Source organism: Glaciecola nitratireducens FR1064, from assembly GCF_000226565.1.
In the GTDB taxonomy this organism is placed as follows: Bacteria; Pseudomonadota; Gammaproteobacteria; order Enterobacterales; family Alteromonadaceae; genus Glaciecola; species Glaciecola nitratireducens.
Genome location: NC_016041.1, coordinates 1,452,317 through 1,479,200 on the forward strand (window position 1 = coordinate 1,452,317; position 26,884 = coordinate 1,479,200).

General features: G+C 42.6%; 22 protein-coding genes. 12 read left to right on the forward strand and 10 right to left on the reverse strand.

Going from position 1 to position 26,884, the window contains the following annotated elements; genetic code table 11:
- Positions 1-216 precede the first annotated feature (216 nt).
- A complete protein-coding gene (locus GNIT_RS06345) occupies positions 217-1,671 on the forward strand; it encodes a M20/M25/M40 family metallo-hydrolase (RefSeq protein ID WP_014108335.1) in 1,455 nt (484 codons plus the stop codon).
- 73 nt (positions 1,672-1,744) lie between these two features.
- Here GNIT_RS06345 and GNIT_RS06350 read toward each other — a convergent pair whose 3' ends face one another.
- The 7 genes from GNIT_RS06350 to asnS form a co-directional block, all read right to left on the reverse strand.
- On the reverse strand, positions 1,745-2,209 hold the full coding sequence (locus GNIT_RS06350; RefSeq protein ID WP_014108336.1) for an Lrp/AsnC family transcriptional regulator: 465 nt from the start codon (positions 2,207-2,209) through the stop codon (positions 1,745-1,747).
- 145 nt (positions 2,210-2,354) lie between these two features.
- A complete protein-coding gene (locus GNIT_RS06355; protein ID WP_014108337.1) occupies positions 2,355-3,482 on the reverse strand; it encodes a GGDEF domain-containing protein in 1,128 nt (375 codons plus the stop codon).
- A 414-nt stretch (positions 3,483-3,896) separates the two neighbouring features.
- Positions 3,897-6,041 (reverse strand): TonB-dependent receptor, encoded by a 2,145-nt coding sequence (locus GNIT_RS06360; protein ID WP_014108338.1) that lies wholly within the window; start codon positions 6,039-6,041, stop codon positions 3,897-3,899.
- Between the two features lie 91 nt (positions 6,042-6,132).
- On the reverse strand, positions 6,133-6,528 hold the full coding sequence (locus GNIT_RS06365; RefSeq protein ID WP_014108339.1) for a hypothetical protein: 396 nt from the start codon (positions 6,526-6,528) through the stop codon (positions 6,133-6,135).
- Positions 6,529-6,627: 99 nt separating this feature from the next.
- Complete coding sequence (locus GNIT_RS06370) at positions 6,628-9,774, reverse strand: efflux RND transporter permease subunit (protein ID WP_014108340.1); 3,147 nt, start codon at positions 9,772-9,774, stop codon at positions 6,628-6,630.
- Between the two features lie 9 nt (positions 9,775-9,783).
- Entirely contained in the window at positions 9,784-10,941 is a 1,158-nt protein-coding gene (locus GNIT_RS06375; RefSeq protein ID WP_041246323.1) for an efflux RND transporter periplasmic adaptor subunit, read from the reverse strand.
- Positions 10,942-11,151: 210 nt separating this feature from the next.
- The gene (gene asnS / locus GNIT_RS06380) at positions 11,152-12,549 is read right to left on the reverse strand and encodes an asparagine--tRNA ligase (protein WP_014108342.1); all 1,398 of its coding nucleotides are present in this window, start codon (positions 12,547-12,549) and stop codon (positions 11,152-11,154) included.
- Between the two features lie 216 nt (positions 12,550-12,765).
- On the opposite strand from asnS, the gene GNIT_RS06385 reads away from it, so the two are divergent.
- From GNIT_RS06385 to GNIT_RS06405, 5 genes are all read left to right on the forward strand, one after another.
- Positions 12,766-13,185, forward strand: a complete 420-nt coding sequence (locus tag GNIT_RS06385; RefSeq protein WP_014108343.1) for a hypothetical protein — start codon at positions 12,766-12,768, stop codon at positions 13,183-13,185.
- A 371-nt stretch (positions 13,186-13,556) separates the two neighbouring features.
- A complete protein-coding gene (locus GNIT_RS06390; protein WP_014108344.1) occupies positions 13,557-13,817 on the forward strand; it encodes an EF-hand domain-containing protein in 261 nt (86 codons plus the stop codon).
- A 124-nt stretch (positions 13,818-13,941) separates the two neighbouring features.
- Positions 13,942-15,366 (forward strand): sensor histidine kinase, encoded by a 1,425-nt coding sequence (locus GNIT_RS06395; protein WP_238526949.1) that lies wholly within the window; start codon positions 13,942-13,944, stop codon positions 15,364-15,366.
- Complete coding sequence (locus tag GNIT_RS06400; protein WP_014108346.1) at positions 15,366-15,956, forward strand: hypothetical protein; 591 nt, start codon at positions 15,366-15,368, stop codon at positions 15,954-15,956. Before GNIT_RS06395 ends, GNIT_RS06400 begins: the two co-directional genes overlap by 1 nt.
- Entirely contained in the window at positions 15,953-17,338 is a 1,386-nt protein-coding gene (locus GNIT_RS06405) for a sigma 54-interacting transcriptional regulator (protein ID WP_014108347.1), read from the forward strand. The genes GNIT_RS06400 and GNIT_RS06405 overlap by 4 nt, the downstream gene beginning before the upstream one ends.
- On the opposite strand, the gene bioA is transcribed toward GNIT_RS06405, so the two are convergent.
- Entirely contained in the window at positions 17,335-18,615 is a 1,281-nt protein-coding gene (gene bioA, locus GNIT_RS06410) for an adenosylmethionine--8-amino-7-oxononanoate transaminase (protein WP_014108348.1), read from the reverse strand. The genes GNIT_RS06405 and bioA overlap by 4 nt on opposite strands.
- A 140-nt stretch (positions 18,616-18,755) precedes the next feature.
- On the opposite strand from bioA, the gene bioB reads away from it, so the two are divergent.
- Genes bioB through bioD form a run of 4 tightly spaced genes read left to right on the forward strand, consistent with a single transcriptional unit; the run spans position 18,756 to position 22,946 of the window.
- A complete protein-coding gene (gene bioB, locus GNIT_RS06415) occupies positions 18,756-19,910 on the forward strand; it encodes a biotin synthase BioB (RefSeq protein ID WP_014108349.1) in 1,155 nt (384 codons plus the stop codon).
- Positions 19,910-21,172 (forward strand): aminotransferase class I/II-fold pyridoxal phosphate-dependent enzyme, encoded by a 1,263-nt coding sequence (locus GNIT_RS06420; protein ID WP_014108350.1) that lies wholly within the window; start codon positions 19,910-19,912, stop codon positions 21,170-21,172. Before bioB ends, GNIT_RS06420 begins: the two co-directional genes overlap by 1 nt.
- Positions 21,172-22,206 carry a methyltransferase domain-containing protein gene (locus GNIT_RS06425; RefSeq protein ID WP_014108351.1) on the forward strand — a complete coding sequence of 345 codons (1,035 nt, stop codon included), beginning with the start codon at positions 21,172-21,174 and terminating at the stop codon, positions 22,204-22,206. The genes GNIT_RS06420 and GNIT_RS06425 overlap by 1 nt, the downstream gene beginning before the upstream one ends.
- Positions 22,207-22,208: 2 nt before the next feature.
- On the forward strand, positions 22,209-22,946 hold the full coding sequence (gene bioD, locus GNIT_RS06430) for a dethiobiotin synthase (protein ID WP_014108352.1): 738 nt from the start codon (positions 22,209-22,211) through the stop codon (positions 22,944-22,946).
- Here the strand turns inward: bioD and pepE are convergent, their stop codons facing one another.
- Entirely contained in the window at positions 22,947-23,651 is a 705-nt protein-coding gene (gene pepE, locus GNIT_RS06435; RefSeq protein ID WP_014108353.1) for a dipeptidase PepE, read from the reverse strand.
- Between the two features lie 148 nt (positions 23,652-23,799).
- Between pepE and GNIT_RS06440 the strand changes: the two genes are divergently transcribed.
- Together GNIT_RS06440 and GNIT_RS06445 are read left to right on the forward strand one after the other, a co-directional pair.
- Positions 23,800-24,261 carry a low molecular weight protein-tyrosine-phosphatase gene (locus GNIT_RS06440; RefSeq protein WP_014108354.1) on the forward strand — a complete coding sequence of 154 codons (462 nt, stop codon included), beginning with the start codon at positions 23,800-23,802 and terminating at the stop codon, positions 24,259-24,261.
- 8 nt (positions 24,262-24,269) lie between these two features.
- Positions 24,270-25,262, forward strand: coding sequence for a FecCD family ABC transporter permease (locus GNIT_RS06445; RefSeq protein ID WP_014108355.1), 993 nt, complete (start codon positions 24,270-24,272; stop codon positions 25,260-25,262).
- On the opposite strand, the gene glpK is transcribed toward GNIT_RS06445, so the two are convergent.
- Positions 25,249-26,739, reverse strand: coding sequence for a glycerol kinase GlpK (gene glpK, locus GNIT_RS06450; RefSeq protein WP_014108356.1), 1,491 nt, complete (start codon positions 26,737-26,739; stop codon positions 25,249-25,251). The two genes, GNIT_RS06445 and glpK, sit on opposite strands and share 14 nt — an antisense overlap.
- Positions 26,740-26,884: the final 145 nt, after the last annotated feature.

Genomic DNA, 26,884 nt, shown 5'->3' on the forward strand with positions numbered 1-26,884 from the left:
CTATTATGACTTTTAACTTAAATGCACAAAAAATTGTCAATGAGAGTTTGTTTTTCAAACAGATTTAACTTTATGACCCAATTTGAGCTAATTTGTATCATACTCTTACGCTTGAGTTTAGGTATTATAGAAAAAGAACGTCTTTGCGCACTAGACAATGACAACAGCTCGACTTAATTTTACACTTTAACCACTATAATTAGAATGGATAACAGAATGCGACATAAAATCGGAGTAGCGACACTCTCACTTGGATTAGCAATGCTCTTGGCTGGTTGCGCGAAAACGTCATCAAACGCTGAAGATAAAGCGTCAGAGATCGCAAGTACGGCTAATACACCCGCTTTAGCATATGCACTCAAAGTAAAAGAAAGCAGTCAAAAAAGTGCTTTGTCATACGATATTGTTAAGTCACTTACGGTTGAAGTTGGCCCGAGAATTCCTGGCTCTCAGGGTGATAAGCGCGCTGTTGCTTGGGCAGAAGCTAAATTGAATGATTTAGGTTTTGATAAAGTATACAAAGAGCCTGTTCGTGTTAGAAACTGGGAACGCGGTTTTGCCGATGCAAAAGTGGTTTCTCCTTTTCCTCAAGAATTAATTATTTCAGCATTAGGCGGCTCTATTGCAACCCCTGAATCAGGGATAGAAGCAAAGGTTGTAATGTTTGATTCTCTCGAATCTCTTATCGCCGCAGACAAAGCCACAGTGCAGGGCAACATCGTTTTTCTCAATACTAAAATGCAACGTGACAAAGCCGGCCGCTTTTATGGAAAAGTTGTCCCTAATCGAGTGAGCGGTGCGGTTGAAGCTGCAAAGCAAGGCGCGCAAGCGGTTATTATCCGCTCTGTTGGCACCGACAACTCACGTTTTGCACACACTGGCGTAATGCGCTATGACGATACGGTTGAAAAAATTCCTGCTGGCGCTATCTCAACGGCAGACGCGGATAATTTAGCTGCGATGTTTGCCAGTCAACAAAGTAGTGCAGAAGATATTATTTTGAATATCAACATGCAGGCAAAAGATGCCGGTTGGCAGACTTCATACAATGTGATTGGCGAGTTTACGGGCTCAGAAAAGCCAGATGAAGTTATTTTAATATCTGCTCATTTAGATTCATGGGATGAAGGTACCGGCGCACTTGATGATGGTGCAGGCGTTGGTATTGTTACCGCCGCGGCCAAGTTAGTAAAGGATGCTGTGGGGCAACCTAAGCGAACTATACGCGTTATCCTTTATGCTGCAGAGGAAATTGGCCTAGTGGGTGCATACCAGTATGTGCGTAGCAACAGAGACACATTGAAGAATATTATCTTCGCTGCTGAATCAGACTTTGGCGCAGGTCAAATATACCAACTCGATACGCGCTTTGCTGAAGACGTTAGAAATAACCCTGCGGACTTATATGCGGCACTGCAATCGATGGGAGTGGAATTGGGTAACAACACCACCTCTGGCGGCCCTGATGTTTCTATGCTGCCAAATTATGGCGTTCCTGTCATTGCTTTGAAACAAGACGGCACGTATTACTTTGACTATCATCACACGCCGAATGATACCTTAGATAAAATAAAACCGGAGGACATCCAACAAAATCAAACCGTGTGGGCAATGATTACTGCGTATATGGCGATGTCCGATTTTGATCCGCGTCCAGCACCGAAAGGTTAATCGAAAATTCCTAGGTCGTCCTTGCGTAAGCATGGACCTCCCAAACCATCAACACCGCAACACACGTCAATTACTACAAATGATTCAATGGAATAGCAGTACTATTCTTAATTTTTTCCATAGCAAAACTTGAGGTTACTTCGCGCAGTTCAATTCCTGAAATAAAGCGTTTGTAAAAATGATCATAGCCTTGCATATCAGAAACAAGCACTTTAAGCATGTAATCAAATTCACCGCTAAGTCTATAAAATTCAACAACCTCTTCGAATGCTTGCGTGTGGTCTGCAAATTTTTTGAGCCAGCTGGAGTCATGTTTAGCTACCTTCACGTTCACAAAAACCGTTAAGCCAAGATTAAGCTTTGCAGGTTGTAACAGCGTGACTTTCTTTATGATTATTCCCAATTCCTGCATGCGTTGGATTCGCCGCCAGCAAGGCGTGGTGGTGAGACCAACTTGCTCTGCAACTTCGGCGGTTGTAAGTGTGGCATCGAGTTGAATAATCCGTAGAATATCTTTGTCTATTCGGTCAATATTCACTGTTTCTATTCTATATTAAGCGTATATCGTAAAAGGATATGCTAATTTCGAGGATATTAAAAGCGCTGATGCTATCTGTTTGCTTGCTAATCTTGCTGCATTGTTTGGCATCGATATAAAGGCTATGGAACTCAATATGCAGGTCTTATCCGGTCTGCTTTTCTGGGAGGAACATATTACTCGCAACTGTTTGATTGCGACCTCTATTCTTAGCCAAATACAACAAGTGGTCTGCGTTATTGATCGCTTGGTCGACGCTTTCGTTGGGCTTAACTTCGTTAACACCAATGCTGAGAGTAACTTTGATAGCCTTGTTTTTATATTGAATTGTTTCGTTCTCAACTTGCTTTCTAATTTTCTCTGCCAGCAAAAATGCATCGTTTGAATTTGTGTTTGGTAGAAGAAACAGAAACTCTTCTCCTCCCCATCTCGCCACAATATCTTGTTGTCTAATCTGTTGAACGAAAAATGCAGATAAACTTTCAAGTACAAAGTCACCGCCATCGTGAAAGTATTTATCGTTAACCTGTTTGAAATGGTCAATATCGCATAGCAGCACAGAAAGAGGCTCTTTTGAGCGCTGTAACCTGCTGTATTCATGGTCTAAATGGGTTCGCATGCCTCTTCTATTTAGCAACCTAGTCAATGGGTCACGCATCGCTAGTTGTTCATTTTTTTGACTAAGTTCTTGAATGTAATCATAAGACTTTTGCCGAGAGTATTCGTAGAATCCAAACAACAGAGTGACCGTGAGAAATGAGTATATTAAGCGTGTTTTGAATTCAAGCGTATATGTCGTTCCTAACAATACTTCATTAGGATAAAGCAACATGATAGTCATGATAATAGTAAAAGCAGCAAGGCTTTTAAGACCTTTGCCCAAGCCACTGAAAAAGAATGCTACCGGAGGGACTATGTAAATCCAGAGTGGTCCAGTATTTGACACGCCGCCTGAGTATACTAAATACAGCATAAGTACTAATAAACTGGTAAAAATAAGGCGGGTAGAAATTAAAATGGTATTGCCTAATTGTGGGAAGCGATGAACATGATGACAGAAGAAAAAGACGCTACTGGCTGCGAACAGTGACATAGATAGGGTTGGATTTCCCCTGATAGCTGCGCTGAGCGCTAATATTAGAGTGATTGTATAGCCAATAAAAGAAAACAAATTTGAGACAAAAAGCTGCTGATTAGCGTCAGGTCCCTTTTCTTCGCTAGTGCCTACTTCCAGGTACTTTACAAATGCCTTCCTTGTACTTGCGAACATCATTGTTGTCTCATGTCTTGTGTCTTTTTAAAATTGGATTTTTATAAGCTACGTATATGGATTGTTGAAGCTTGCAGCAGTTACATTTAGAAACACATTTTTACCTAGTTCACACTTTTAAACAACAAATTTGTCACATAACAAGAATGACAATTAGTTTTATCTTCATCTAATTCGGTTGGATGTCTTTTGTTTATGCTATTTGAAAGAGTACTGTGGTTTTATCTAATTGCTCTACAGAAAGCACTTTGTGATTTCTCTGTCTGTTTTTTGTTCGAACTGAGTAGGTTCATCAATAGATAGTTATCGCAGTTTAATTTTTGTCTCGTCAATACCTGAGGTTGATATTGAGTGTGAGTGATAAGAGGCTACTGGTGAAGAACCAAGTAGCCTCAATGTCGAGCGAGGGATTGTTTTTTAAAATTTATATGAAACGCTTACCCTAGCGTTCAGAGGCTCGCCAATGCTAATGTTGTTGTCATTGTGCGCTGCAGGGTAGTAGTCTTCATCAAATAAGTTTTCAATGTTTAACTGCACCTTTGTATTCTCAGTTATATCGTAATATACCGCCGCGTCAACACGTGTAAAGTCGGGCAATTCGACAGTATTGTTTAACGATGCATATTGTTCCGACTGATGAATTAAGCCTAAACCAAACGCCCATTTATCATCCCATTGATAGTGATTCCAAATCGTCAACATGTTTTCTGGTACTTGCGATAAAACTCTGTTCGCTAAATTTCCTTCAACGACACGTCCCGTCTCATCTGCATCTAGGTTGCTATAGCCAGCGTTAACCTGCCATTTTTCGGTAACATAACCAACTAATTGTATTTCAAAGCCCTTTGTTTTTGTACCCGTAATGATCGAATTTTCAGGATTGTTTGGGTCTGTTACGGTACCGTTTTCTCTTGTGACTTCAAATATTGCGGTGGTGAAGCTCAAGTTGTCTGATAGGTTCCATTTAATGCCAAACTCTTTGTTTTCAAACTCTTCTGGTGCCAGTGCTTGGGAACTCGGTGTTAGTGATAAAAACTGGTCGCCCGAGCGTGGTAAAAAAGACTTACTCATGCTGACATAGAACGACAGATCGTCGTTTGGTTTATAAATAGCACCTAAACGCGGAGACGTTTCGTTATCTTTTCTGCCTAATAAGCCGCTGTTTCCATCGATAGTGCCATTGGCTGCTTCTATTGCATCAACAACATCAATATCAAAGCTGTCGTAGCGTAAGCCAGCAACGACAATAAATTGTTCGTTGAGTTTGATTTCATCCTGAAGGAATACAGAGCTAAAAGTCACGTCGGAGGCGCTATCGCGAACAAAATCTGTAAACCCTACCGCAGGAATAACGAGCGGGTCAGAAAACGCAAAGGTGATTTGGTCATCATTGCTATCAACAAATAAAGTATCGCGGCGGCTATTGCTGGTATCTTGATTACCATGCTCTGCGCCAACTAACAATGTGTGCTCTATGCTACCCGTCTCAAATTGGCCAACCGCATTGAATTGCAGGATTAGGTTTTCTCGCTCAGTAGCATCTCTGTAGCCATCTAAGCTCACCGTATTTTGCACAGCGTCATAGCCAGTAGGATATAAATTCTGATACAACTTGTCGAAATCAGCATATTGCAATGTTGCGTTGATTGACCACGATTCGTTAAGTTGATGATCGATCCTTGCTCTTGCTACATGCGCTTGCAGGGTGGTGACGTTAAGATCGGGTGAACCAAAAAACGTTTTATCGACACCTTGCAGTGGCGCATTATTAAGTGAGGGTACACCGCGGTCAACAACCCGATCGTCATCAATATATTCGTATGATAAAACCAGTTGGGTTACATCGCTTAAATTAGCAGAGTACGTTGGGTTTATTGCAAAACGTTCACCGTCATATTCGTCGCGATGATTATCTAACTGCTCATAAAAGCCGTTGATACGAAAGGCTTGGTCGTCATTCAATGCAATATTGTGATCAACACCAACTACCGCATTTGCAAAGGTATCAATGTTGGCATTTAAAGCGGTAAACGTTTCTTTGGTCGATGCGGTCTTAGTGACTCTGTTGACAATCCCACCGCCGCCGCCACGGCCGAAGAGTAGTGCATTTGCGCCGCGTAAAATTTCAACACGCTCTAAATTATAAAGAGGGCGGAAATACTGGACATCATCGCGTAAGCCATCAATGAAAAAATCAGCTGTCGTATTTTGTCCACGAATAGTCATTTGATCTCTGTGGCCTTCACCTTGCCCAATGGATGCGCCAGGAGTGTACTGAAGGATATCAGCTAAAGACTGGAAGCCTTGCTCTCTTATTTGTACATCGGTGACCACCGACAGTGACTGAGGTACGTCCACCAAAAGCGTTGGTGTTTTGAGCGAGTCAGCATTTTGTTTGCCAAAATATGCACCGCGAACTGTAATGCGTTCAATGTCACCGGCTGCTGCTAAAAGAAAAGGGCTTGATACAGCAGAAGAGACGGAACTCGATTCTGCGGCCTGAGTTTCGCTTGGTGATAATGCGACGGCAATGGCTATACTAAGAATAACGGGTTTAAACATAGGAAAATAAAGCTCGTTTAATTAAGATGCCGCTATGATAGTAAAACTGTAAATGAGAGTCAATCTCATTTGTATTTAGATTTTTGAAAAGTTACTTTTCTTGCTCATCATACTCTTTTGACACTAACGATAACTTGAATCCGCTTTCTTCTAACCATTTGACTGCGTCTGCTTTGTTGGTAAACAATCTTCTTTTGTAGCCACTTAACGTGGGCGCTACATCATTGATAAGTTCAAGGTATGGCGAATTATCTTGGATAATATAGGCGGCGTGTGATGAACCAGCAGCAACTAATCTATTGAGTTCAGCTTTAGCTGCAAATCTAAATTCATGATTTCCACCATCCCATTGCCTTAAGTCCGTCATGCTTCCCCATTCTTGACCTCTAAGGCGGATCAGGCTGACTTTGACTTCAGAAATAAACGACTCAAAAATATCCGCATCCCAATAATCATAGAATGTTGCTTCTAATATATGTCCATTCATTCTTAGGTGATAATGCTTTATGACTATTGCTCCAATTATAGTTTTAGTTTCATTTTTGAGTCTAATGCTTGAAAATTAAACAATCAAGCGTTGCTCAGGTTAATTTAAAACGACTTTTGATGAAAAAAAGCGTTGCTTGATCGCTACAAACGGACGCCCGAGATCGAGTAATATGATGTAGAGACAAGGCACTAAAATTAACGTGACGAGAGTTGCATACATCACCGCAAACCCGAGTGCAACAGCCATTGGAATAACAAAGGCAGCTTGCAGACTGGTTTCGAACATAATTGGCAGTACGCCAGCGAATGTCGTTATCGATGTTAAGGTAATTGCTCTAAAGCGTGCGCAACCTGCATCGATAACAGCTTCGCGGATAGAATAGCCTTCTTTTCTGCGTTGATTGACAAAGTCAGTCATTACTAGGCTGTCATTAATTACAACACCCGCAGCAGCAATTAGCCCGAACGTACTAAATAAGCTCATGTCCAACCCTAGCCAATAGTGTCCCCAAACAGCACCGGTGAAACTAAATGGGATAACAGACATTACTATCAATGGTTGGGCGTAGCTCTTCAGCGGCACCGCCAATAAAATATAAACCATGATAAGGCCTGCAGCAAAAAACATGAGTTGCTCACTGTTCTGTTCTTGTTGCTCTTTAATGTCGCCACCTAGTTCTGTTTTTACTGACGGGAATCGTTCTTTCATTTGCGGTAGCAATTTTTCTTTTACTGTTTCTGTTACTTCATTCGGCTCTACCAGTTGTTCATCAATTGAACCCCAGACATAGACGCTTCTGTAACCGCCTTCTCGGCGAATATAGCTAATACCTGGTTTTTCTGTCAGTTCAACAACATCACCCAGCAACACTTCTTGACCTGAAGGTGTTTTAATTACCGCATATTTTAATTCGGAAAAACGCTCTCGAGTGAATTCCGGATAACGAACCATCACTTTTACTTCTTCGCCATTGCGCAACACTCTTTGTGCTTCACCACCATAAAAGCTTGCACCGACTTGAGACGCAATTGAGGTTAAATCGAGCCCGAGATCATAAGCGACGGCCTTGAGCGTCATTTGCACTTCTTTGCTATCTGGGTCAATTGTTGAACTAACGTCAAACAAGCCCTTTTCCTCTTGCAATAAGTTGATGAGATAACGCCCAGCGTTGTTGAGAGTTTCAATGTCTGCTCCGAATAATAGATAGGCAAACTCTCCACCATCACCGCCGCCGTTCACGTCATCTCGTACCGTAAATGACTTCATGCCTGCAATATTCGGGACAGCCTCACGCCATCTTCTAGCGAGTTCGAACGTGTCCATGACGCGGTCATCTTCCGCAACAAGCGGGACCATCACTTCGCCTTCAGTCCGGCTGTTATTGAACACCAGAATATCCCTGACCATAGGACTGCCATATTCTTCTACTATTTGCTTATCGACGTCTTGAATCACTTTTTCAATCGTCTTTAAAGCGTCAATAGTGATTGTGTCACTGACCGTTTCTGCCATTTCAATGCGAATGCTCGGGAAGTCGTGTGGTACTTTCGGGTTAGGGACAACGCGGACATAGTTTGCATTAATTAGGCCTATACTGATAAAAAGCATCGCAATAAATAAGCCTAATACTGGCCAACGCCATTCTGTGCATAAAGTAATGAAGCGTCGATAACGGCCATTTACAAAACCGAAGTAAGCGGTATTAAATTTTTGTCGCCAGCTATCTTCTTTTAATGGTTTGAAATTGGTATGTGCAATGTGGGCAGGGAGTATTAGTTTTGATTCAATCAAACTGAATATCAAACAAAATATGACGACGACAGCAATATTAAAAAAGAAATCACTCTGCGGTCCTTCACCCATTGTGAAGGGGGCAAAAACAGCGATGGTCGTTAGTACACCAAAAGTAGCGGGAGTAGCGACACGTTTCGCACCTCTAACGACATTTGCGACACCTCCACCGTTGGCTTCCACTTCTGTGTAGGCGCTTTCTCCAATGACAATGGCATCATCGACTACAATACCCAATACCATAATGAATGCGAACAGTGACAATATGTTGATCGTCATGCCAAATATAGGCATTAGCATCATTGCGCCAAGAAAGCATATTGGAAGCCCAAGCATTACCCAGAATGCCAGCTTAAAGCGAAGAAACAACGCTAACATTAGAAATACTAGGATGGCACCCTGAACTAAATTTTTGAGCATCATGTCGAGACGACCATTTAAATAATAAGTCATATCAACCAGTACTTTAATCTCGACAGATTCTGGTAACGTTTGGTTACGTGCCTCCATGTATGATTTTACAGATTCTGCCACTGGAATAATACTTTGCGCCTTGGTCGCGCTTACTTCCAGTGAGATGGCATTTTTACCATTGTATTTAAAGTAACGTTCACCTTCGGTAAAACCATCCTTTATCGTCGCGACATCTTTGAGCAGTACTTTAGAACCGCTAGGGCCTATTTTGACCGGAATATCTCTAAACTCTTCTCCGTTATAAAATTGATTCTCAACGCGAACTGCAATCATGCCCGATTCAGTCCTAATTTGACCGGCACTAAAATTAGCTGAAAAGCGTCTTATTGCTTGCGTAACATCTTCAATGCTTAAGTTATACTTGCGCAGCACTTCTGGTTTTATCTCAATCGCAATTTCGTCATCTGGGGAGCGCGCGTTAGCTAGCTGCACATTTTGTAGCTGTAAAATTTCATCTTCTATTTGTTCAGCAATAGGCTTTAGGTCATCGAGCGACAGGTCGCCTACAATGGTAAGCTGCATAACTTCTTGTCTAAACTCTTGCTGCGATATGGTAACGGGTTCCATCGCCGCTGGAAAAGTGCCGATGCTATCGACGCGCGCCTTTACCTTGTCGAGTACTTCGTTGACCTCTTCATTTAAGTTAATTTCCAAAGTAACTCTGCCGCCACCGCGCCATGAACGACCGATGCTCTTCTTAATTTCTGTAATGTCATTCAGCTGTTCTTCAATTTTTAAAACAATATTTTCTTCAATTTCTTGCGGTGATGCTCCCGGGTATTGAACTGAAATATTGATATAATTGCGTTCTATTGTTGGGAACATTTGCCGCGGGATCGTGATATAACTGATGACCCCCATAATAATGATGAAGCCCATTAATAAGTTTGCAGCAACAGAATTATTCGCAAAGTATGCAATTATCCCAGTCTGTTCCTCTGCGACCTTTTTGTCATTATCAGCGTTTAAATCTGTCATGATAAATTCCTAGTTTGTCGCTGAGGCAAGTGGATTGTTTGCTTTACCAATGACTTTTACTGCCATGCCATTTTGCGGGTATTCGGGAAGCGTCATGACTAGCTTGTCATTCTCCTTCAAACCACTTGAAATGTAGAAAAAGGAGCCTTCTTCACGTATTACCTCAACGGCGTGTGATTGCAACTGTTGGTTTTCATCTAAAAGCCAGACTTTTCGATTGTTGACCAGTGTTTGTGGCACCTTGAATACATTTTTCAATTCCTTACCAGCAAAGCTAACTTCAACATAGGTGCCAAATTTTAGACTGGGGAGTTTGGTATTCAAACTGTATGGGTCGTCGACCCGAACAACCAAATGATTCATTCTGGTGACTTGGTTGACTACACCCAAGTCGCGCTGTAGATAGGCGTCTCTGCTTACGCTAACCAGTTCTTTCGTGGTGATAGTGGCTGGATTATCATTAATGGAGGAGGGTAAAAACTTACTATCGAAACCTGCTACTGGGAAAATGATTTCAGCGGCTTCAATATTGTTAATTTCAGCCACTTTTGTGCCCATACTAACGAATTGACCAGTGCCAATGTCACGAGAGATAACTAAGGCGTCGTAAGGTGCTTTGACGTCACAGTTCTCTAAATCACGCTGAGCTATGCGATATTTGGCTTGTGCCGATTTTAACTGTGCTTGCGCACTCAACACTTGTGGCTTTCGCAGATAAAGGTCGCTTACCTGAGTTGCGGGTAAGTTTCTGGATTCATTCATTGCGACTTTTTGGCGCGCCTGTTCTTCAATCAGCGTTGCTTCGGCTAATGAAATTTCTGCCTCAGCCTGAAGTAGGGCGGCCTCATAAGCGTCTTTTTCTATTCTGAATAGAATATCACCGCGTTTAACTAAACCGCCGGCCACAAAGTTTGGATGCCAACTAATAACTTCGCCAGATACTTGAGCCGACAGAACGGTCATTTCTAATGGTTTAACTTCACCAAAGCTTGAAATTAAAACGGGGTGATCTATGGCATTGAGTAATTCAAAACTAACCGAGGGTCTAACGTCAACCTCGTCTTTATTTTCAGGTTCTTTTTCTGAGGCTTCGATACCCATTTGGATTGCGAATCCGACTGCTATCACGATAAGGAAAATTGAAAATTTGAACCAAGTGCTTTTCATTTAAAAAACGACCCTAAATTATGTGGATTGATAGTGTTCTATTTGCCGCCTAGTCTAACGCAAAAATGTGACTATTTTATGTGCTAAATGTAACGATTTGTGATGTTGTCAGGTTTAGATTGATTTTGATTTTCAAGAAACCTGGACCCTTGATCTAAAAAAGGCTTAATATACAGTGCATATTAAGCCTTTTTGTTATTTAGAAGCTAATTAGTATTGTGCATTGCCAGGTGTTCTTGGGAATGGGATAACATCGCGGACATTTTGCATGCCGGTGACGTAGGCAACTAAGCGCTCAAAACCTAGGCCAAAGCCTGCGTGTGGCACTGTACCAAAGCGTCGCAAATCACGGTACCACGAGTAATCTTCCTGATCCAAGCCCATTTCTGCAAGGCGGCGGTCAAATACATCGAGGCGTTCTTCACGCTGTGAGCCACCGATAATTTCACCAATACCAGGTGCCAGTACATCCATCGCGGCAACGGTTTTGTTGTCATCGTTAATGCGCATGTAAAATGCTTTAATATCTTTTGGATAGTTCTGCATGATAATCGGTGCACCAACATGTTCTTCAGCTAAATAGCGTTCATGTTCAGAAGACAAGTCGACACCCCATTCCACAGGAAATTCAAACGTTTTGCCACTGTTCTTAAGCACTTCAATAGCATCAGTATAATCCATGCGCACAAATTCTGAGTTCACTACATTTTCCAAGCGCGTGATGGCGTCTTTGTTTACGCGCTGTGCGAAGAAAGCCATGTCATCGGGACGTTCTTCCAACACCGCTTTAAACACATACTTCAATAAGTCTTCGGCCAGTTGGGCAACAGTTGATAAATCAGCGAAAGCGACTTCAGGTTCTATCATCCAAAATTCAGCAAGGTGACGACTGGTATTCGAGTTTTCAGCTCTGAATGTTGGACCAAAGGTATACACTTTTGACATTGCAGCGCAGTAAGTTTCAACATTCAATTGGCCTGATACCGTTAAAAAAGTTTCTTTACCGAAGAAGTCTTCTTTGTAATCAACGTTACCATGCTCATCACGTGGAATGTTCATCATATCAAGCGTCGATACACGGAACATTTCACCAGCACCTTCAGTGTCAGCCGCAGTAAGAATTGGTGTACTGATCCAAAAGTAACCTTGCTCATGAAAAAAGCGATGTACAGCTTGTGACAAACAGTTTCTTACACGCGTTACCGCGCCAATAATATTAGTGCGAGGACGCAAGTGTGCCTGCTCTCTTAAATATTCCATGCTATGACGTTTAGCTGCCATAGGGTAGGTATCAGGGTTTTCTACCCAACCAATTACTTCAACTGACTGTGCATTAATTTCAATGCTTTGACCCTGACCTTCTGACTGTTTTACAGTGCCTGTAACTGACACCGAACAACTGGTGGTCAAGCGAGTAATCTCATCATAATTTTCGAGGGTATTTAGCGCAATCACCTGAATAGGGTCAAAGCAACTGCCGTCGTGCACGTTGATAAAAGAAAGACCGGCTTTAGAATCTCGACGGGTTCTTACCCAACCTTTAATTGTCACAGTGTCGTTGACACCATATTTGCCAGCCAAAACGTCGGCGACTGGTGCATATGTCATATAATTCTCCATGGGGTATGACTAGATTTCGCTAATTCGTTTATACTTGCGTTTCGTTTTCGACATTGCTGTAAAACTTGTATAAAAAAAACACAAGTGTCAGAGTAAGCGAAGTTGTGCGCAAATCACGCGATATTAGAGACTTCTCATTTAGTTCTCGATATAGCCGTTAAGTATACTTAACTATGCGACGGATAACAGTAGGCAAATTGGATTATGCAGGATATTCGTAAAAAAAATCAGGCTGGAAGGGAAGGTGGAGCCGAACCGAAGGGGTTCACTGATCGTCGACAAACACCAGCAAGCAAAGAACCGCTTTTTAGAATTATGGTTATATTAAACATCGTTGCTTGGTTTTCGCTCTTAGCTGCGTTGATATTATTCCATTATGCGCGGCCTGAATTTATAAGCGGCGTGCAGAAATTCTGGGGTGTTGAGGGACGCATATATTGGTCAGAAGATCATATCGACGGTTTATTGGCCACGTTGCAGGTTTGTTTGGGCTTAAGTTTAGTTTCCATGCTTTTGCGCTTGAGACGAAATAGACGCAAAACCGATAGTTTTGGGGTGAACCTTTTTATCTTGGCCGCAATCACTATCATCAGTTTAATTACCATATACACAACAATGCTTTAATAGAGCAGCATGCTCAATGCGCTCTTTTGTTAAGCATTTAGGTACACCATAAATCCACCGTTAATTAGCAACTGAGAAAAATAAAACGATAAATAGAATTATCGTCTTATTTACTTTGTCTGCTATCTGCGACACCTTAAAGTCATCTCTAAGTTGTTGAAAAAAAACAATATTGCTTATGTTCCTGCAATGGACTCATTCGCTCATTAGTAAAGTGTTTCTTTTTCGCTTCACATTTGTCCTCTAAAAGCTTACTTAATTATGTAAGTTATTGAATTTATTGAACTAAAAATGTTGGCTTGTATTTTGTATTACCGACTTTGACATCCAATAAATAGAAAAAGCGATAAAGCGCTTACAAAGGATAATACATGACTGATTTTAAAAAGTTAGCAACCGTTGCGTTAACTATCATGCTTGTGCAAGGCGTGCTGGCCTTGTTGATTTCATCAGCCGCAAGTGCCCAAGAAAGCTTGATGATTACGCTAGATAACGACCGAGATGGTTTAATTTCCCTGCGCGAAGCAACTGGACATAGAACCTTACTCGAAAATTTTAATAAAATTGATAGTAATGAAGATGGTTACATCAGTTTAGATGAGCTTGAGGCTAGTCAAATCAGCAAAGGTTAATGTTTAGTTTGGCTAAGCAACTGTTTTAGGCCCAATACATGGATGAGTGGGCCAATTTCTGATTGTCATCAATGTGCAACTATTGATGCAATTCCTCGGCTATGTAATGCTTAGAAAAATTCATTTGAAATTATTTCGTCACGTGCAGATTCGTTCTCTTAAACAGCTTATCCTCGGCAGCTTCATTGTTGCACTCATTCCTTTACTTACTTTGCTGTGGCAGAGCCAAAACGATTTAGCCAAATTAAATGACAATACGGTAAAAGAAACTCAATTTTTCGTAAAAACAGCGGGGACAATAAGAAATTTAGAGAGTATGGCGCTTGATATTGAAAGGTTACTTCGTCAACATTTTATCTTACCTAATGCAACCCTCAAACAGCTCAATGATGACTCTTTGAATATGTTCCAAGAACAGTTAGCGCCTTTTTGCCAACAGCTCAAAAAGTCTGATGCGTGCGGGCAGCTTCATCGCCATCTCATTCAACTTGGTAACTATAGTTCGATGACTGATAAAATTTTACTGGATGCACATTTGCAGTCATTTCGTGTGGCTGTCAGTGCTCTTAGTGATGACGTGCGTGATACGGTTAATGAGCGAGTTTCGATGCAGCAGGATTATTTGTCTGAACTCCAGCAAAAGCAGGCATGGTCAACCGCAGTATTGACTATTTTATCGTTGACTCTCATTACATTCGCAACCAAGTTGATAATAAAGCCTGTCGATAAATTGAAAAGTATTATCGGCGCTATTGCTGAAAATCAAAATGAATTACCAGCAAAATCTTCGTCTGGACCACGAGAACTATTAGCCGTTGAAAAAGATTTATTTTCATTGCATCAACGTATCCAGCAGCTTGAAAAAGTAAGAACTGCCTTGTTGCGGCACGCTTCACATGAACTAAAAACCCCTTTAGCGAGTTTTAAAGAAGGGTGTGCTTTACTTGCTGAAGAAATGGTTGGATCGTTAAATGTTCAGCAGAAGGAAGTTGTTAATTTGCTTCAAGCTTCAACGATGAGGCTGAATTTGCTAATAGAAAAACTGCTCGATTACAATGCCCTATTGCAGCAAGCTGAGCCCTCAATTGAACAGGTAGAAAGCGCTAAGATAATACAAGAATGTTTAACGCAAAATGGGTTGGCACTCAAACAATCTGGCTGTGAAGTGGAAGTTAATGTGCAGGCAGATGCAGAAGAGATCCCCACTGATGCTGAGTTGTTTAGGCGTATATTGGACAATCTCATTTCAAACGCAGTGGCACATGGCGCACAACAGACTAAGATTTACATTTCGATTGCAATTGACACTAACAATGTCATTCTGGATGTTGCCAATCACGGCAATGAAATCTCTGCCGAGGCACGAACAAATATCTTTGAACCTTTTAAGCGCGGAGATTTTATGCGAAACGATAGAGTAGTTGGTGCTGGTTTGGGATTATCGATTGTCGCAGACTGTTCTCGATTGCTGGGTGGAAGTGTCACGATAGTGGATGTCAATTACGCTGAAGTGTGTTTCAGAATAAAATTACCAAGGAAGAATGCATAATGAAAATGCTATTTTTTTTGCTAGCGGTACTTGCACTTTCAGGTTGTGAATTATTAAAACCATTAAATCGCGAACCAAGTGAAGTGGTTAATTTGATGTCGACAAAATATTGCGAAACTGATGATACCATGGCGCGTTTTGCCGAATATTGTGACCTTGACAATTGGGCGGATACATTAATTTTAGCGTCAACTATTTCATGGCCTGCTAGAAGCGAAATGATTGATGCCTTGCCGAATGATCCAAAATCTCTCATCGAGAAAGTGTTGTTGAGTCAGGGCGACGACACGCCTTATCGTAACCGTTTGCGTGCGCAAAAATGGATTGAAGAAATCCAAACCTTAAGCGACAAGTCAATGACACAAGTGTTAGATATTCTGATATTTCAACCGAGCCAGCAACTATTGGAATTAGAATCGGCAATCACAATTTTGAGCAAGGTAAACGGTCGCCAAGAGAAGACAATTACTGAGCAAGAAATTCAACTAACAGAAAAGAATCAAGAAATAGAAAACCAGCGCAAACAAGTTGAGCAATTGCTCGATATTGAGGCGTCTATGGTGAACCAGAATAGGAGTGATAATAAATGATCACAAGCCCAGCAGAGACTGAAATCTCCGCGCTCAACCAAACTAAAAATAGGCCTCGCTTGTTATTGGTGGAAGATGACGAAAACCTTCTGCGACTGTTAACCATTCGGTTGCAAGGCGAAGGCTATGATGTGACATCATCTGAAAACGCAACACAGGCCTTGCGCATGATGTTTAACAATACATTTGATGTTGTGTTGAGTGATATCCGTATGCCAGGTTTGGATGGCCTGAGTTTCTTTGATGAAATTTTGCATCGTTACAACAATTTGCCGGTGGTACTAATGACGGCTCATGGCACAATAAAAGATGCTGTTGCTGCCACTCAGAAAGGTGTTTTTGGATTTTTAACGAAACCTATAGACCACGATGAATTGAGGAAAGTGCTCAAAAGAGCGACCCAAAAAAACGCGACCAGCGAAATAGGGGATTGGTGCAAAGACATCGTTACTCGCGCCCCAGAAATGAAGAAGCTACTGCATCAAGCGCACCGTATTGCGAGCAAAAATGTGAGTGTATTGATTAATGGAGCGAGCGGCACGGGTAAGGAGTTATTAGCTAAAGCCATCCACAAAGCGAGTGATCGAGCGGACAAACCTTTTGTGGCTATAAACTGTGGGGCACTGCCGGAAAACTTGCTTGAATCAGAATTATTTGGTCACACAAAAGGTGCATTTACTGGTGCAGTGCAATCTTCAACTGGCCTCTTTCGTGAAGCACACGGCGGTACTTTGTTTTTAGATGAAATAGGCGATATGCCGACTTCATTACAGGTAAAACTGCTGCGAGCAATACAAGAAAGAACCGTCCGCCCAGTTGGCAGTGCAACCAATATCGATATTGACGTGAGAATCATTTCAGCAACACATAAAGATTTACAGCATGAGATGGAAGAAGACCGTTTCAGAGAGGATCTCTATTATCGCTTGAACGTTGTTAACTTGCGCATCCCGTCATTGAAAGAAAGGTTTGAAGACATTCCCTTGCTGACCGATTACTTGCTTAAACAGAGTGCTGAAAGGCATGGTGTGAAGGTAACACGATTTGCACCTGATGGGCTCAAACTGTTGGTCACGAGTGATTGGCCTGGTAACGTTAGGCAGTTAGTCAATGTGGTTGAACAATGCGTGGCGCTTACGCAAACTCCGGTAATACCGCTGAGTCTAGTTGAACAGGCACTGTCTGAGTTGTCGCAAAACTGGCCAACATTGACTGAAGCAAGAGATTCGTTTGAATATCAGTACTTATGTCGCCTGCTGCAGCTTGCTGACGGCAACGTCACTAGAGCATCCGAACTTGCAGGACGTAACCGTACTGATATGCATAAATTATTGAAAAAACATGGTTTAAACGCCGCTGATTTTCGCGGCGTTAAAGACTAATTGGGATATAAACGTTCAATAGCGAAACCAATTGCCGATGTCAGTTTTCTTAGCTGTTCAGGCTGAATGATGTAAGGTGGCATGATGTATATGAGTTTTCCAAATGGTCTTATCCAGACGCCTTGTTTAACAAATATTTTTTGAATTTCAGCGACATCTACAGGCTGTTTCATTTCTACAACGCCAATGGCGCCAAGCACCCTGATGTCGCTCACTGATTCGTACTTAAGAAGTGGGGTCAGTTCTGCACGCAGTTGCATTTCTATACTAGGAATTTGTTGCTCCCATGCGCCTTCCAAAATTAAATCAATGCTCGCATTGGCAACTGAGCACGCTAAGGCATTCCCCATGTAAGTTGGGCCATGCATAAACACACCGGGGCTACCTACGCAGGTTCCTTCGGCAACTTCATCGGTGCATAGCGTTGCCGCCATAGTTAAGTAGCCGCCGGTCAGGGCTTTACCCAAGCACAAAATATCTGGACTTATTTGAGCATGGTCGCAAGCGAATAACTTCCCCGTTCTGCCAAAACCAGTCGCAATTTCATCGCAAATGAGCAGCACGTTATATTCATCACAAAGCTGTCGGCATGCTTTCACGTATTCTGGATGATAAAGACGCATTCCGCCGGCACCTTGCACAACGGGCTCGAGTATCAATGCTGCGATTTCATGATGGTGTTTTTCGAGGATTTCTCGCATTGGCAATATATCATCGGCGTTCCATGTTTGATCAAATCGCGTTTGTGGCGCTGGTGCGAAAAAATGCTCAATTAGGCTTTTTTGAAACAAGCTGTGCATGCCGTTTATTGGATCGCACACCGACATTGCAGCAAAAGTGTCGCCATGATAGCCATTACGCGGTGCAAGCAGCTTTGTCTTTTGCGCACGACCTTGGCAAGCCCAGTACTGCAGCGCCATTTTAATCGCTACTTCAACCGCAACAGAACCCGAGTCGGCTAGAAATACACGATTTAATCCATCTGGCGTCATATCTATCAGTCTGCGACACAAGTCAATTGCGGGCTGATGAGTGATGCCACCAAACATAACATGTGAGAACGCGTCTATTTGTTTGTGAGCAGCTTGATTAAGGAGTGGATGATTATAGCCATGTACTGCAGCCCACCATGATGACATTCCATCAACCAGCTTCTCGCCAGTGGCTAGCTCTAATTCAACGCCTTCAGCGCCAACAACTTCATAGCAAGGGAGAGGGTGAGTGGCTGATGTATATGGGTGCCAAATGTGGCGTTTGTCAAATTCTGTGTTGTTCAATTTTTAATCCGTAGTACAGTTTTTTGATTTAGTAAAGTTGACAACTTTGTCGGTGCGCATAGACTAGTGGACATAATAAGAATAGTAAACCCTGTTAGCACGATAAAACGTGATGGGACTCACAAGGAAAATAGACCTTCATGAACACTTCAGTAACTTCAGCTTCGGCATTAGCAAATGAATTTGAACCTAGACACGATTGGACAATTCCTGAGGTCAATGCCCTATATGCCTTGCCATTTAACGATTTAATGTTTAAAGCGCAAATGGTGCATAGAGCGCATTTTGATCCCAATTATGTGCAGGTCAGCACGTTACTGTCGATTAAAACGGGAGCCTGTCCGGAAGATTGCAAATATTGTCCGCAAAGTGCGCGATATGATACAGGTCTTGAGAAAGAACGCTTAATGGAAATAAACAAAGTTATTGAGCGCGCTAAAGAAGCAAAACAAGCCGGTTCCACCCGTTTTTGCATGGGCGCTGCATGGCGTAATCCAAGAGAGCGTGATATGCCTTACGTGACTGACATGGTCCGCGAAGTGAAAAAGCTTGGCTTAGAGACTTGTATGACTTTAGGCATGTTAACTCGCGATCAGGCGCTTGCGTTAAAGCAGGCTGGTCTCGATTATTACAATCATAATTTGGATACTTCACCTGAGTTTTATGGTGATATTATTACCACCCGAACTTATCAAGACCGATTAGACACGCTCGACAATGTTCGCAAAGCGGGAATGCACGTTTGCGCTGGTGGAATTGTTGGTATGGGCGAAACCGGCGATGACCGCTCTAGTTTGTTAGTGCAATTGGCAAACCTTGAGCAACATCCTGAAAGTGTTCCGATTAACATGTTAGTGAAAGTGGAAGGCACACCGCTAGATTCGGTAAAAGATTTAGAACCATTTGAATTTATTCGCACTATCGCAGTTGCTCGCATTATGATGCCACAGTCTTTTGTGCGCTTGTCCGCTGGACGCGAATCAATGAATGAACAGATGCAAGCAATGTGTTTTATGGCTGGCGCAAATAGTATTTTTTATGGATGTAAATTGCTGACAACATCGAATCCAGAAACGCACGAGGACGTTATGCTGTTTCAAAAGTTAGGTATTAATTCAAAGCAAACTAAGGATTATTCCGACGAAGCATTCGAAGCCGCACTGACAGAAGAGATTGCGCAAAAGCAAACTGAATCGTTATATGTCGATGCAACAGCAAAGGCGAGACAGGCCAGCGCTGATAGCTCCAAGGCAAACGAGAAAACCAAAACTCAGGCAGAGCAGTCGATCAACTAATGCCTTTTGACTTCATCAAAGCGGCGCTTGAGCAAAGAGCCGCTGATTCGTTGCTCAGAAAGCGAGTAGAGGTAGCCAACAATAGCCAAGCGATTATTGAGGTGGACGGCAATCACTATATTAATTTCTCGAGCAACGATTATTTGGGTTTGAGTCAGCACCAAGATGTGTTGCAAAGCTTCGCTGAAGGCCTCAGTTTGTATGGTGCTAGCAGCAGTGCTTCTTCTGTTGTTACAGGCTATTCGCGCGAGCACCGATTATTGGAGGAGGATATTTGCGAACACACCCAGTTTGACAATGCACTTCTTTTTTCTAGTGGGTTTGCGGCGAACCAGGCTGTATGCCAAGCCCTTTTTCAAACAGCTAATTTCAATAACGACACCGCGCGTTATGTGATTGCAGACAAGTTAATGCATGCCTCATTTATTGACAGCGCGATGCAGTTGAACAATGGGCAAAAAAATCCAATATTTTCACGATTTAGACATAACGATATGCAGCATTTACAGTCTAAATTAGTGCAGGGCGCTGATAATCTTGTTGTCACCGAGGGAATTTTCAGCATGGATGGTAATAGGGGCGATATACAAGGTATAAAGGCAACCCTCGACGATGCGAAATCAAGCGCGTGGCTTATGGTGGATGACGCTCATGCAATAGGATGCGTTGGTGAAAATGGTATGGGGAGCACTACCATACCTATTGCATCGGCTAAAGCAGATGCTTCGCTTGGGTCTTTGCAAACAAAAGCGCGAAGTCAACGCAAAGTTGATGTGCTAATGGGGACGTTTGGCAAAGCAATTGGAACACAAGGTTCGTTCGTTGCGGGTTCTAATGACTTTATTGAGTACTTGGTCAACTTCTCCAAGCATTATGTCTACAGCACCGCAATTCCTGCCGCACAGGCGCGCGCGACGAGAACTAGTTTGCAAATAATGCGAAAGGGCATTGAACGTGAAATGCTGCATCAGAACATTTCGAAATTTAAGGGACTAGCAATAGCTGCGGGCTTACCTATTTTGCCTGTTGATGGGCCTATTCAGCCTATTATCATTGGTGACCCTACAAAAGCCTTAGCAATTAGCCAGCACCTAAAGAGTTTGGGTATTTGGGTGAATGCAATTCGAAGCCCGACTGTTCCAAAACACTCCGATCGATTACGCATTACGCTCAGTGCGCTGCACCAAACCCAAGATATTCAGGCTTTGGTGGACGCCTTAAGTTTAAGTATGGCGTCAATGCAAGCAGAGAGTACTAGTTGATGATTGAAGCTCTAGACGAGGCACCTGAAGCAATGGCTTGCGCAGAAATCGATACCCTGACAACAGTAACGCTTAACACAGTAAACACGAGTGTTTGCGAAGCAGATCAGGCGCAAAATGTTAGCAAAAATACAGTCGCCAAACATTTTTCTGCGGCCTCTGGTCAATACGATCGCTATGCGCAAGTGCAGAAGCAGATAGCACAAGTTAATCTTGAATTGCTGAATAAGGTCAGGGCGGGGCAGGATGCTGCTTACTCGGTAGATTTGGGGTGCGGGACCGGCATTCATACTAAATCATTGGCTGGAATGTCAGAAGACTGTTTGGCAATTGACATTTCACTCGGCATGTTGGAAATGGCGAAACGTAATCATGCTGAAACGACAACTGCCGCGAATAAAGCAATTCAGTATTGCACTGGTGATGCAGATAATCTGCCGCTGCAATCAGGAACTGTAGATATTATTCACTCGTCAATGGCCCTGCAGTGGTGTACATCGCCTAATATAGCAATTGATGAAATTGCTAGGGTGCTATCGGAGAATGGTTCTGCTCAGCTTGCTATTATGCTTGATTCTTCACTTCATGAACTGCGACTAGCTTGGGATAGTTTAGGTATAGCGTCCAGAGTCAATCGGTTTTTTAGTCAGCAGCAGTGGCTGGAGGCAGCGGAACAACTGGGAACAGCACAAGTCAGAACAAATACTGCGGGGCAGTTCAACATTCAATACCGAGTTGAACAATTTACAGAATGGCATAAAAGCAGCCTACATATGCTCAGAGCATTGAAGCGAATTGGTGCGGCAACGAAAAACAATCCAACGCATGTTAATAGCGGTTTGAACACTTCAGCGATGGCAGCATCAGTTGGGATTAGTAAACAAGAGTTGCGTGCACTCGATCAGAAAATGTATCAACAACTCCTTGCTGATAGTTCGCAATATGGGAGTGACAGTAAACCAAGTTCACTTGGACAAGGTTTACCTTTAAGTTATCAGGTTTTATTTATATCTATTCATAAGAGTCAAGATTAACCATGCAAAGCGTTTTTATTACAGGTACGGACACGGATGCCGGCAAAACTTTTGTGAGCGTGTTATTGCTCGAAGCAATTAATCGTGCAGGATTCAGAACCAGCGGTTTTAAACCCATTGCCGCAGGCTGTGAGCAAACAGCAGAAGGTTTACGGAATGACGATGCCCTTAATTTACAAAGGGCTTCAAGTCATAAACTGCCATATAACATGATTAATCCAATTGCTTTGGCAGCGCCCATAGCGCCGCATATTGCAGCTCACAATTTGGGCACTAGGATTGATATGCAGTTGGTGTCTAAAACCCTAGCTGCATTGCAAGAAGAGGATATCGACTTTCTTTTGGTCGAAGGTGCTGGGGGATGGCGACTACCTACTTTTTTACCTTCACTAAAGCCTCTGCTTAATGAGAAGGAGCATGAGGATGAACCCCAGAAACAGCCCCAGAAAGCTGAATTTCTATCAGAGTTTGTTGCCCAAGCCAAGCTGCCAGTCATACTCGTTGTTGGAATGAAGCTTGGCTGTTTGAATCACGCTGCGCTTACTTTTGAGCAAATAAAACGTGATAATTGTGAACTCGTCGGCTGGATTGCGAATCAGGTTGACCCAGATATGGATTGTTATGCTGAGAACCTAGCGTCACTGCATGCCCTTATCGACGCGCCCTTTCTTGCTGAAGTGAAACATGGACAGAAAAGTATTGAACTTGCTGAAAAGACTCTCAGTCAACTTTTAGCGTAATTACAAATAACCTGAAATACTGCTACCTGCGAGAATGACATCACGCTGTTTACCAGTAAAAACAACCGCATCTTGCTCACCTAACAGGACGAGTTCGTTGTCCTTGCGTAATAGCGCGCTGCCTTCGCGAATACCGATAACCGAAACATCTGGATATAGTGCACAAAATTCAGCGATACGCTGATCTCTAGTTTCACCATTGTGACCTGGCGCTACGTAATCGGTATAGTGAGGGTTGATTTGTGCATTGATAAAGCCAAAAGTAGAGAAGCTTTGTGGCTGAATAATTGGCATGTCGTTCGATGTTTTAATGCTCAAACCACACAGGTTTGAGCCCGCGCTCCACCCGATATACGGCATTCCTGCAACAACGCGTTGTTGAATTGCCTCAAATAAATTTTGTCGATATATCTCGTTGAGCAGATTAAACGTATTTCCGCCACCAACCAAAATAGCTTGAGCGTTGTTAACTGCTTTTTGCGCATCATCTTGCTGGTGAATGCCTGTTACTGTAATTTCAGGAAGCGCCTCTTGGACCTTGGCTGTGTAAGCATCCCAATTTAAACTGACACCCGCAAACGGAATGAATAGCACTTTCTCAATGCCGTTTAAATGAGCTTCAATCATTGCTTTAGCATGATACAAGTATGGCTCATCACCTTGTCTTGAACTGCTCAGCATCAGTACTTTTGCAAAATCTAGCATCTTGAAATGTTATCCTACTAAATTGATATAAAAACTGATGTTAACAAGAGAGCGAATTGTTATAAACTCGTAATGTGTTTTTATTTGCCACTTAGGTCCTTGGACCTAAAAAATAGGTCTTAAGATCTACAAACGAAAAGGGAAATCCATGTCGTCGCCAGCAATACTGTTTGTATGTTTAGGTAACATTTGTCGTTCGCCTACCGCTGAGGGTGTTTTTACGCACAAGGCGAAGAGTTTGGGTCTCAATTTGAAAATTGATTCTGCTGGTACTGCAGGTTATCACGATGGAGCCGCACCCGATAAACGTTCGCAAGATGTTGCGAAAGCTCGAGGCTATAATTTATCTCGCTTAAAATGCAGAAAAGTAAATGAACAAGACTTTATTGAGTTTGACTTAATTTTGGCAATGGATGAGGCGAACGTTAAGGAGCTAAGGCGCAAATGCCCAGAAGAGTATCAATCTAAAATACAATTGTTTTTGGATTACGCAACAGCCGACGTTGATGAAGTTCCAGATCCATATTACGGTGGTAAAAGGGCTTTTGAACTGGTTCTCGATCTGATTGAAGACGCATCAGACGGCTTATTGAAACGCTTGAATCAATAAACGCTAGCATGAGCCTATATAAACCCGTAGTTTTGTCCAGTATCTTATTTCTTGTTGTGGTATCGCTATTTGTCTTCGCTGATGGCTATGCTTGGTTAACTACAGACATTGAACAGCACATTTTTATCAACATCAGGTTGCCTGTTTTGCTTACGGCTATTGCGGTAGGTGGCGCTATTTCAATTAGCGCAGCGGCACTGCAAATCTTATTAAGAAATCCCCTAGCTGACCCCGGAATCATTGGCATCAGTGCTGGAGCTAGTTTAATGGCTGCAGTCGTATTACTGTCTGGAAGCGTTGCTTTTTTGCCTAGCAACGTAGAATCAATGTCGTATTACGTGCTTCCTGTTGCTTGTTTTATTGGGGCTTTGCTCAGTAGTCTTATCATTTATGCGCTAGCTCGTAAGCTTCAAGCATCGATTAGCGCTGTGATTTTAGCAGGGATAGGCATTTCAACTATTGCAGGTGCGATTATAGGGTGGTTGTTTATATACGCTCCGCCTCAGTCAATTAAAAACTTAAGCTTTTGGTTAATGGGAAGTTTACACAATACCAACTACACGAGTTTGACGTTTGCTCTGCCAATTATCATTGTTTCTATGGCCTTGTTGCTTAAGCAAGGGAGAAAGCTTAACTGGTTATATTTGGGCGTTGCGTCGGCGCAGTTAAAAGGTATCGATCCTGTTCGCTTTGAACGCAAAATATTGATGTTAGCCGCGTTGTTGGTGGGAGTGAGTGTGTCTATTGCCGGTAGTATCGCGTTTATTGGCTTGCTGATACCACATTTTGTGCGCCAGTTGGTGGGGCATGATAATCGGATAGTGCTGCCTGTGTCAGCTTTAATGGGAGCTACGTTATTAATAATGACAGCAATAATCAATGAATGGTTATTCGATATGATTGTGCCAGTATCAATGTTGACCGCCACGCTGGGCGGTCCACTGTTTATTTATAGTTTGCTTAAGCAACCCGCAGTTTTAACTAATGCTAGTCGCGACTAAATGCGAGAGTAGAATCCACCGCTTTTTGCCATTTCGTCAATAGTTTTTGCCGTACGTCTTTATCGATACTCGGCGTAAAACGTTTTGCAATTTTTTTATGCGACGCAATATCGCTTAGATCCCTATACAGACCAAGTTGTAATCCTGCTAAGTAGGCCGCGCCAATTGCTGTTGTTTCCATATTTTCGGGGCGTTCTATTTCAACTTGTAAAATATCGGATAAAAACTGGCATAACCAGTCATTTGCCACCATACCACCATCAACTAGAACTTTAGATGAGCAGATGCCATCACTCGCCATGGCTTGCTGCAGGTCATAGGTTTGATAACACACAGCCTCTAGCGCAGCGCGAGCGAAATGAGCCTGCGATGTGTCTCTCGTCATGCCATATAGGCTTGCTCGAGCCTCAGGATCCCACTGAGGTGCTCCCAAACCAGCAAAACCGGGTACTAAAAATACGCCGTGATCATAGTCGAGCGATTCTGCTAACGCTTGGCTCTCTTTTGCCTCGGTAATAACGCCGATACCATCTCTTAACCATTGAATGTTAGCCCCTGCGGTAAATATAGAGCCTTCTAAAGCGTAAGTTGTCTCACCATTTATAGTGTAGCCAATAGTCGTCAATAGTTTGTGCTTTGATTGTAAAGCCTTGCTACCCGTATTTAGCAATGCAAAACACCCTGTGCCGTAGGTAGACTTTAAATCACCTTGTGAAAAACAACACTGGCCAAACAATGCAGCTTGTTGGTCGCCCGCAACACCAGCTATAGGTATCGCACGGCCAAATAAACTTGCTTTCGTATGGCCGAAATCATCCGCACTTTCGAGTACTTTTGGCAGCACTGAAGAGGGGATATCAAAGAGGGAAAGCAACGCTTCATCCCAACATAAAGTGTGAATGTTATACAGATTGGTGCGTGATGCATTGGTCATATCTGTAACATGACTTATACCACCGGTAAGACGCCAGATTAAAAAGCTATCAATAGTGCCAAAAGCTAATTTGCCTTGATTGGCAAGCTCCCTCGCACCGTCTATTTCATCTAGCAACCATTTTATTTTGGAAGCCGAGAAATAGGGGTCTAACAATAAACCGGTTTTGCTTGCAACAAGCTCTTCTTGTTCTTTTATGCTATTGCAAAAAGCAGCAGTACGGCGGTCTTGCCAAACGATTGCGTTGTATATCGGTTTGCCTGTTTCTCTATTCCACACTAGCGTGGTTTCACGTTGATTTGTAATGCCGATACCAACAACTCTGACCCCTTTTTCTTGGGCTTGATGTAATGCCGATTTACATGTTTCAACCGTTGTTTTCCAGATTTCTTCAGGATCGTGTTCGACCCAGCCGTTGTAGGGGTAAAACTGTGTAAATTCTTTTTGGGCGCTGGCTATTTTAGTGCCATCCAAAGCAAAAACTATTGCTCGAGTAGAGGTAGTTCCCTGATCTATCGAAAGAATTCCTGATTTTGTAGACATGTTGTCGCGCCTTTGTTGTATGATATTTCTAAAGCAACCGTTGCTGAAGACTAAGCCGTTTCAGATGACCTTGCAAATAGATAATGTTGTAAACCATAAGACACTGACGTATCGATTGTATTTAGCAAAATTGCTGCTTCGAGGC

What these genes read in the sequence shown, in the direction of transcription:
- GNIT_RS06345 (WP_014108335.1), top strand. Translation starts at nt 217, where the DNA reads ATGCGACATAAAATCGGAGTAGCGACACTCTCACTTGGATTAGCAATG.
- GNIT_RS06385 (WP_014108343.1), top strand. Translation starts at nt 12,766, where the DNA reads ATGCAGGATATTCGTAAAAAAAATCAGGCTGGAAGGGAAGGTGGAGCC.
- glpK (WP_014108356.1), bottom strand. Translation starts at nt 26,739, where the DNA reads ATGTCTACAAAATCAGGAATTCTTTCGATAGATCAGGGAACTACCTCT.
- GNIT_RS06400 (WP_014108346.1), top strand. Translation starts at nt 15,366, where the DNA reads ATGAAAATGCTATTTTTTTTGCTAGCGGTACTTGCACTTTCAGGTTGT.
- GNIT_RS06360 (WP_014108338.1), bottom strand. Translation starts at nt 6,041, where the DNA reads ATGTTTAAACCCGTTATTCTTAGTATAGCCATTGCCGTCGCATTATCA.
- pepE (WP_014108353.1), bottom strand. Translation starts at nt 23,651, where the DNA reads ATGCTAGATTTTGCAAAAGTACTGATGCTGAGCAGTTCAAGACAAGGT.
- GNIT_RS06445 (WP_014108355.1), top strand. Translation starts at nt 24,270, where the DNA reads ATGAGCCTATATAAACCCGTAGTTTTGTCCAGTATCTTATTTCTTGTT.
- GNIT_RS06405 (WP_014108347.1), top strand. Translation starts at nt 15,953, where the DNA reads ATGATCACAAGCCCAGCAGAGACTGAAATCTCCGCGCTCAACCAAACT.
- GNIT_RS06370 (WP_014108340.1), bottom strand. Translation starts at nt 9,774, where the DNA reads ATGACAGATTTAAACGCTGATAATGACAAAAAGGTCGCAGAGGAACAG.
- GNIT_RS06425 (WP_014108351.1), top strand. Translation starts at nt 21,172, where the DNA reads ATGATTGAAGCTCTAGACGAGGCACCTGAAGCAATGGCTTGCGCAGAA.
- GNIT_RS06420 (WP_014108350.1), top strand. Translation starts at nt 19,910, where the DNA reads ATGCCTTTTGACTTCATCAAAGCGGCGCTTGAGCAAAGAGCCGCTGAT.
- bioB (WP_014108349.1), top strand. Translation starts at nt 18,756, where the DNA reads ATGAACACTTCAGTAACTTCAGCTTCGGCATTAGCAAATGAATTTGAA.
- GNIT_RS06390 (WP_014108344.1), top strand. Translation starts at nt 13,557, where the DNA reads ATGACTGATTTTAAAAAGTTAGCAACCGTTGCGTTAACTATCATGCTT.
- GNIT_RS06355 (WP_014108337.1), bottom strand. Translation starts at nt 3,482, where the DNA reads ATGATGTTCGCAAGTACAAGGAAGGCATTTGTAAAGTACCTGGAAGTA.
- GNIT_RS06440 (WP_014108354.1), top strand. Translation starts at nt 23,800, where the DNA reads ATGTCGTCGCCAGCAATACTGTTTGTATGTTTAGGTAACATTTGTCGT.
- asnS (WP_014108342.1), bottom strand. Translation starts at nt 12,549, where the DNA reads ATGACATATGCACCAGTCGCCGACGTTTTGGCTGGCAAATATGGTGTC.
- GNIT_RS06375 (WP_041246323.1), bottom strand. Translation starts at nt 10,941, where the DNA reads ATGAAAAGCACTTGGTTCAAATTTTCAATTTTCCTTATCGTGATAGCA.
- GNIT_RS06365 (WP_014108339.1), bottom strand. Translation starts at nt 6,528, where the DNA reads ATGAATGGACATATATTAGAAGCAACATTCTATGATTATTGGGATGCG.
- bioD (WP_014108352.1), top strand. Translation starts at nt 22,209, where the DNA reads ATGCAAAGCGTTTTTATTACAGGTACGGACACGGATGCCGGCAAAACT.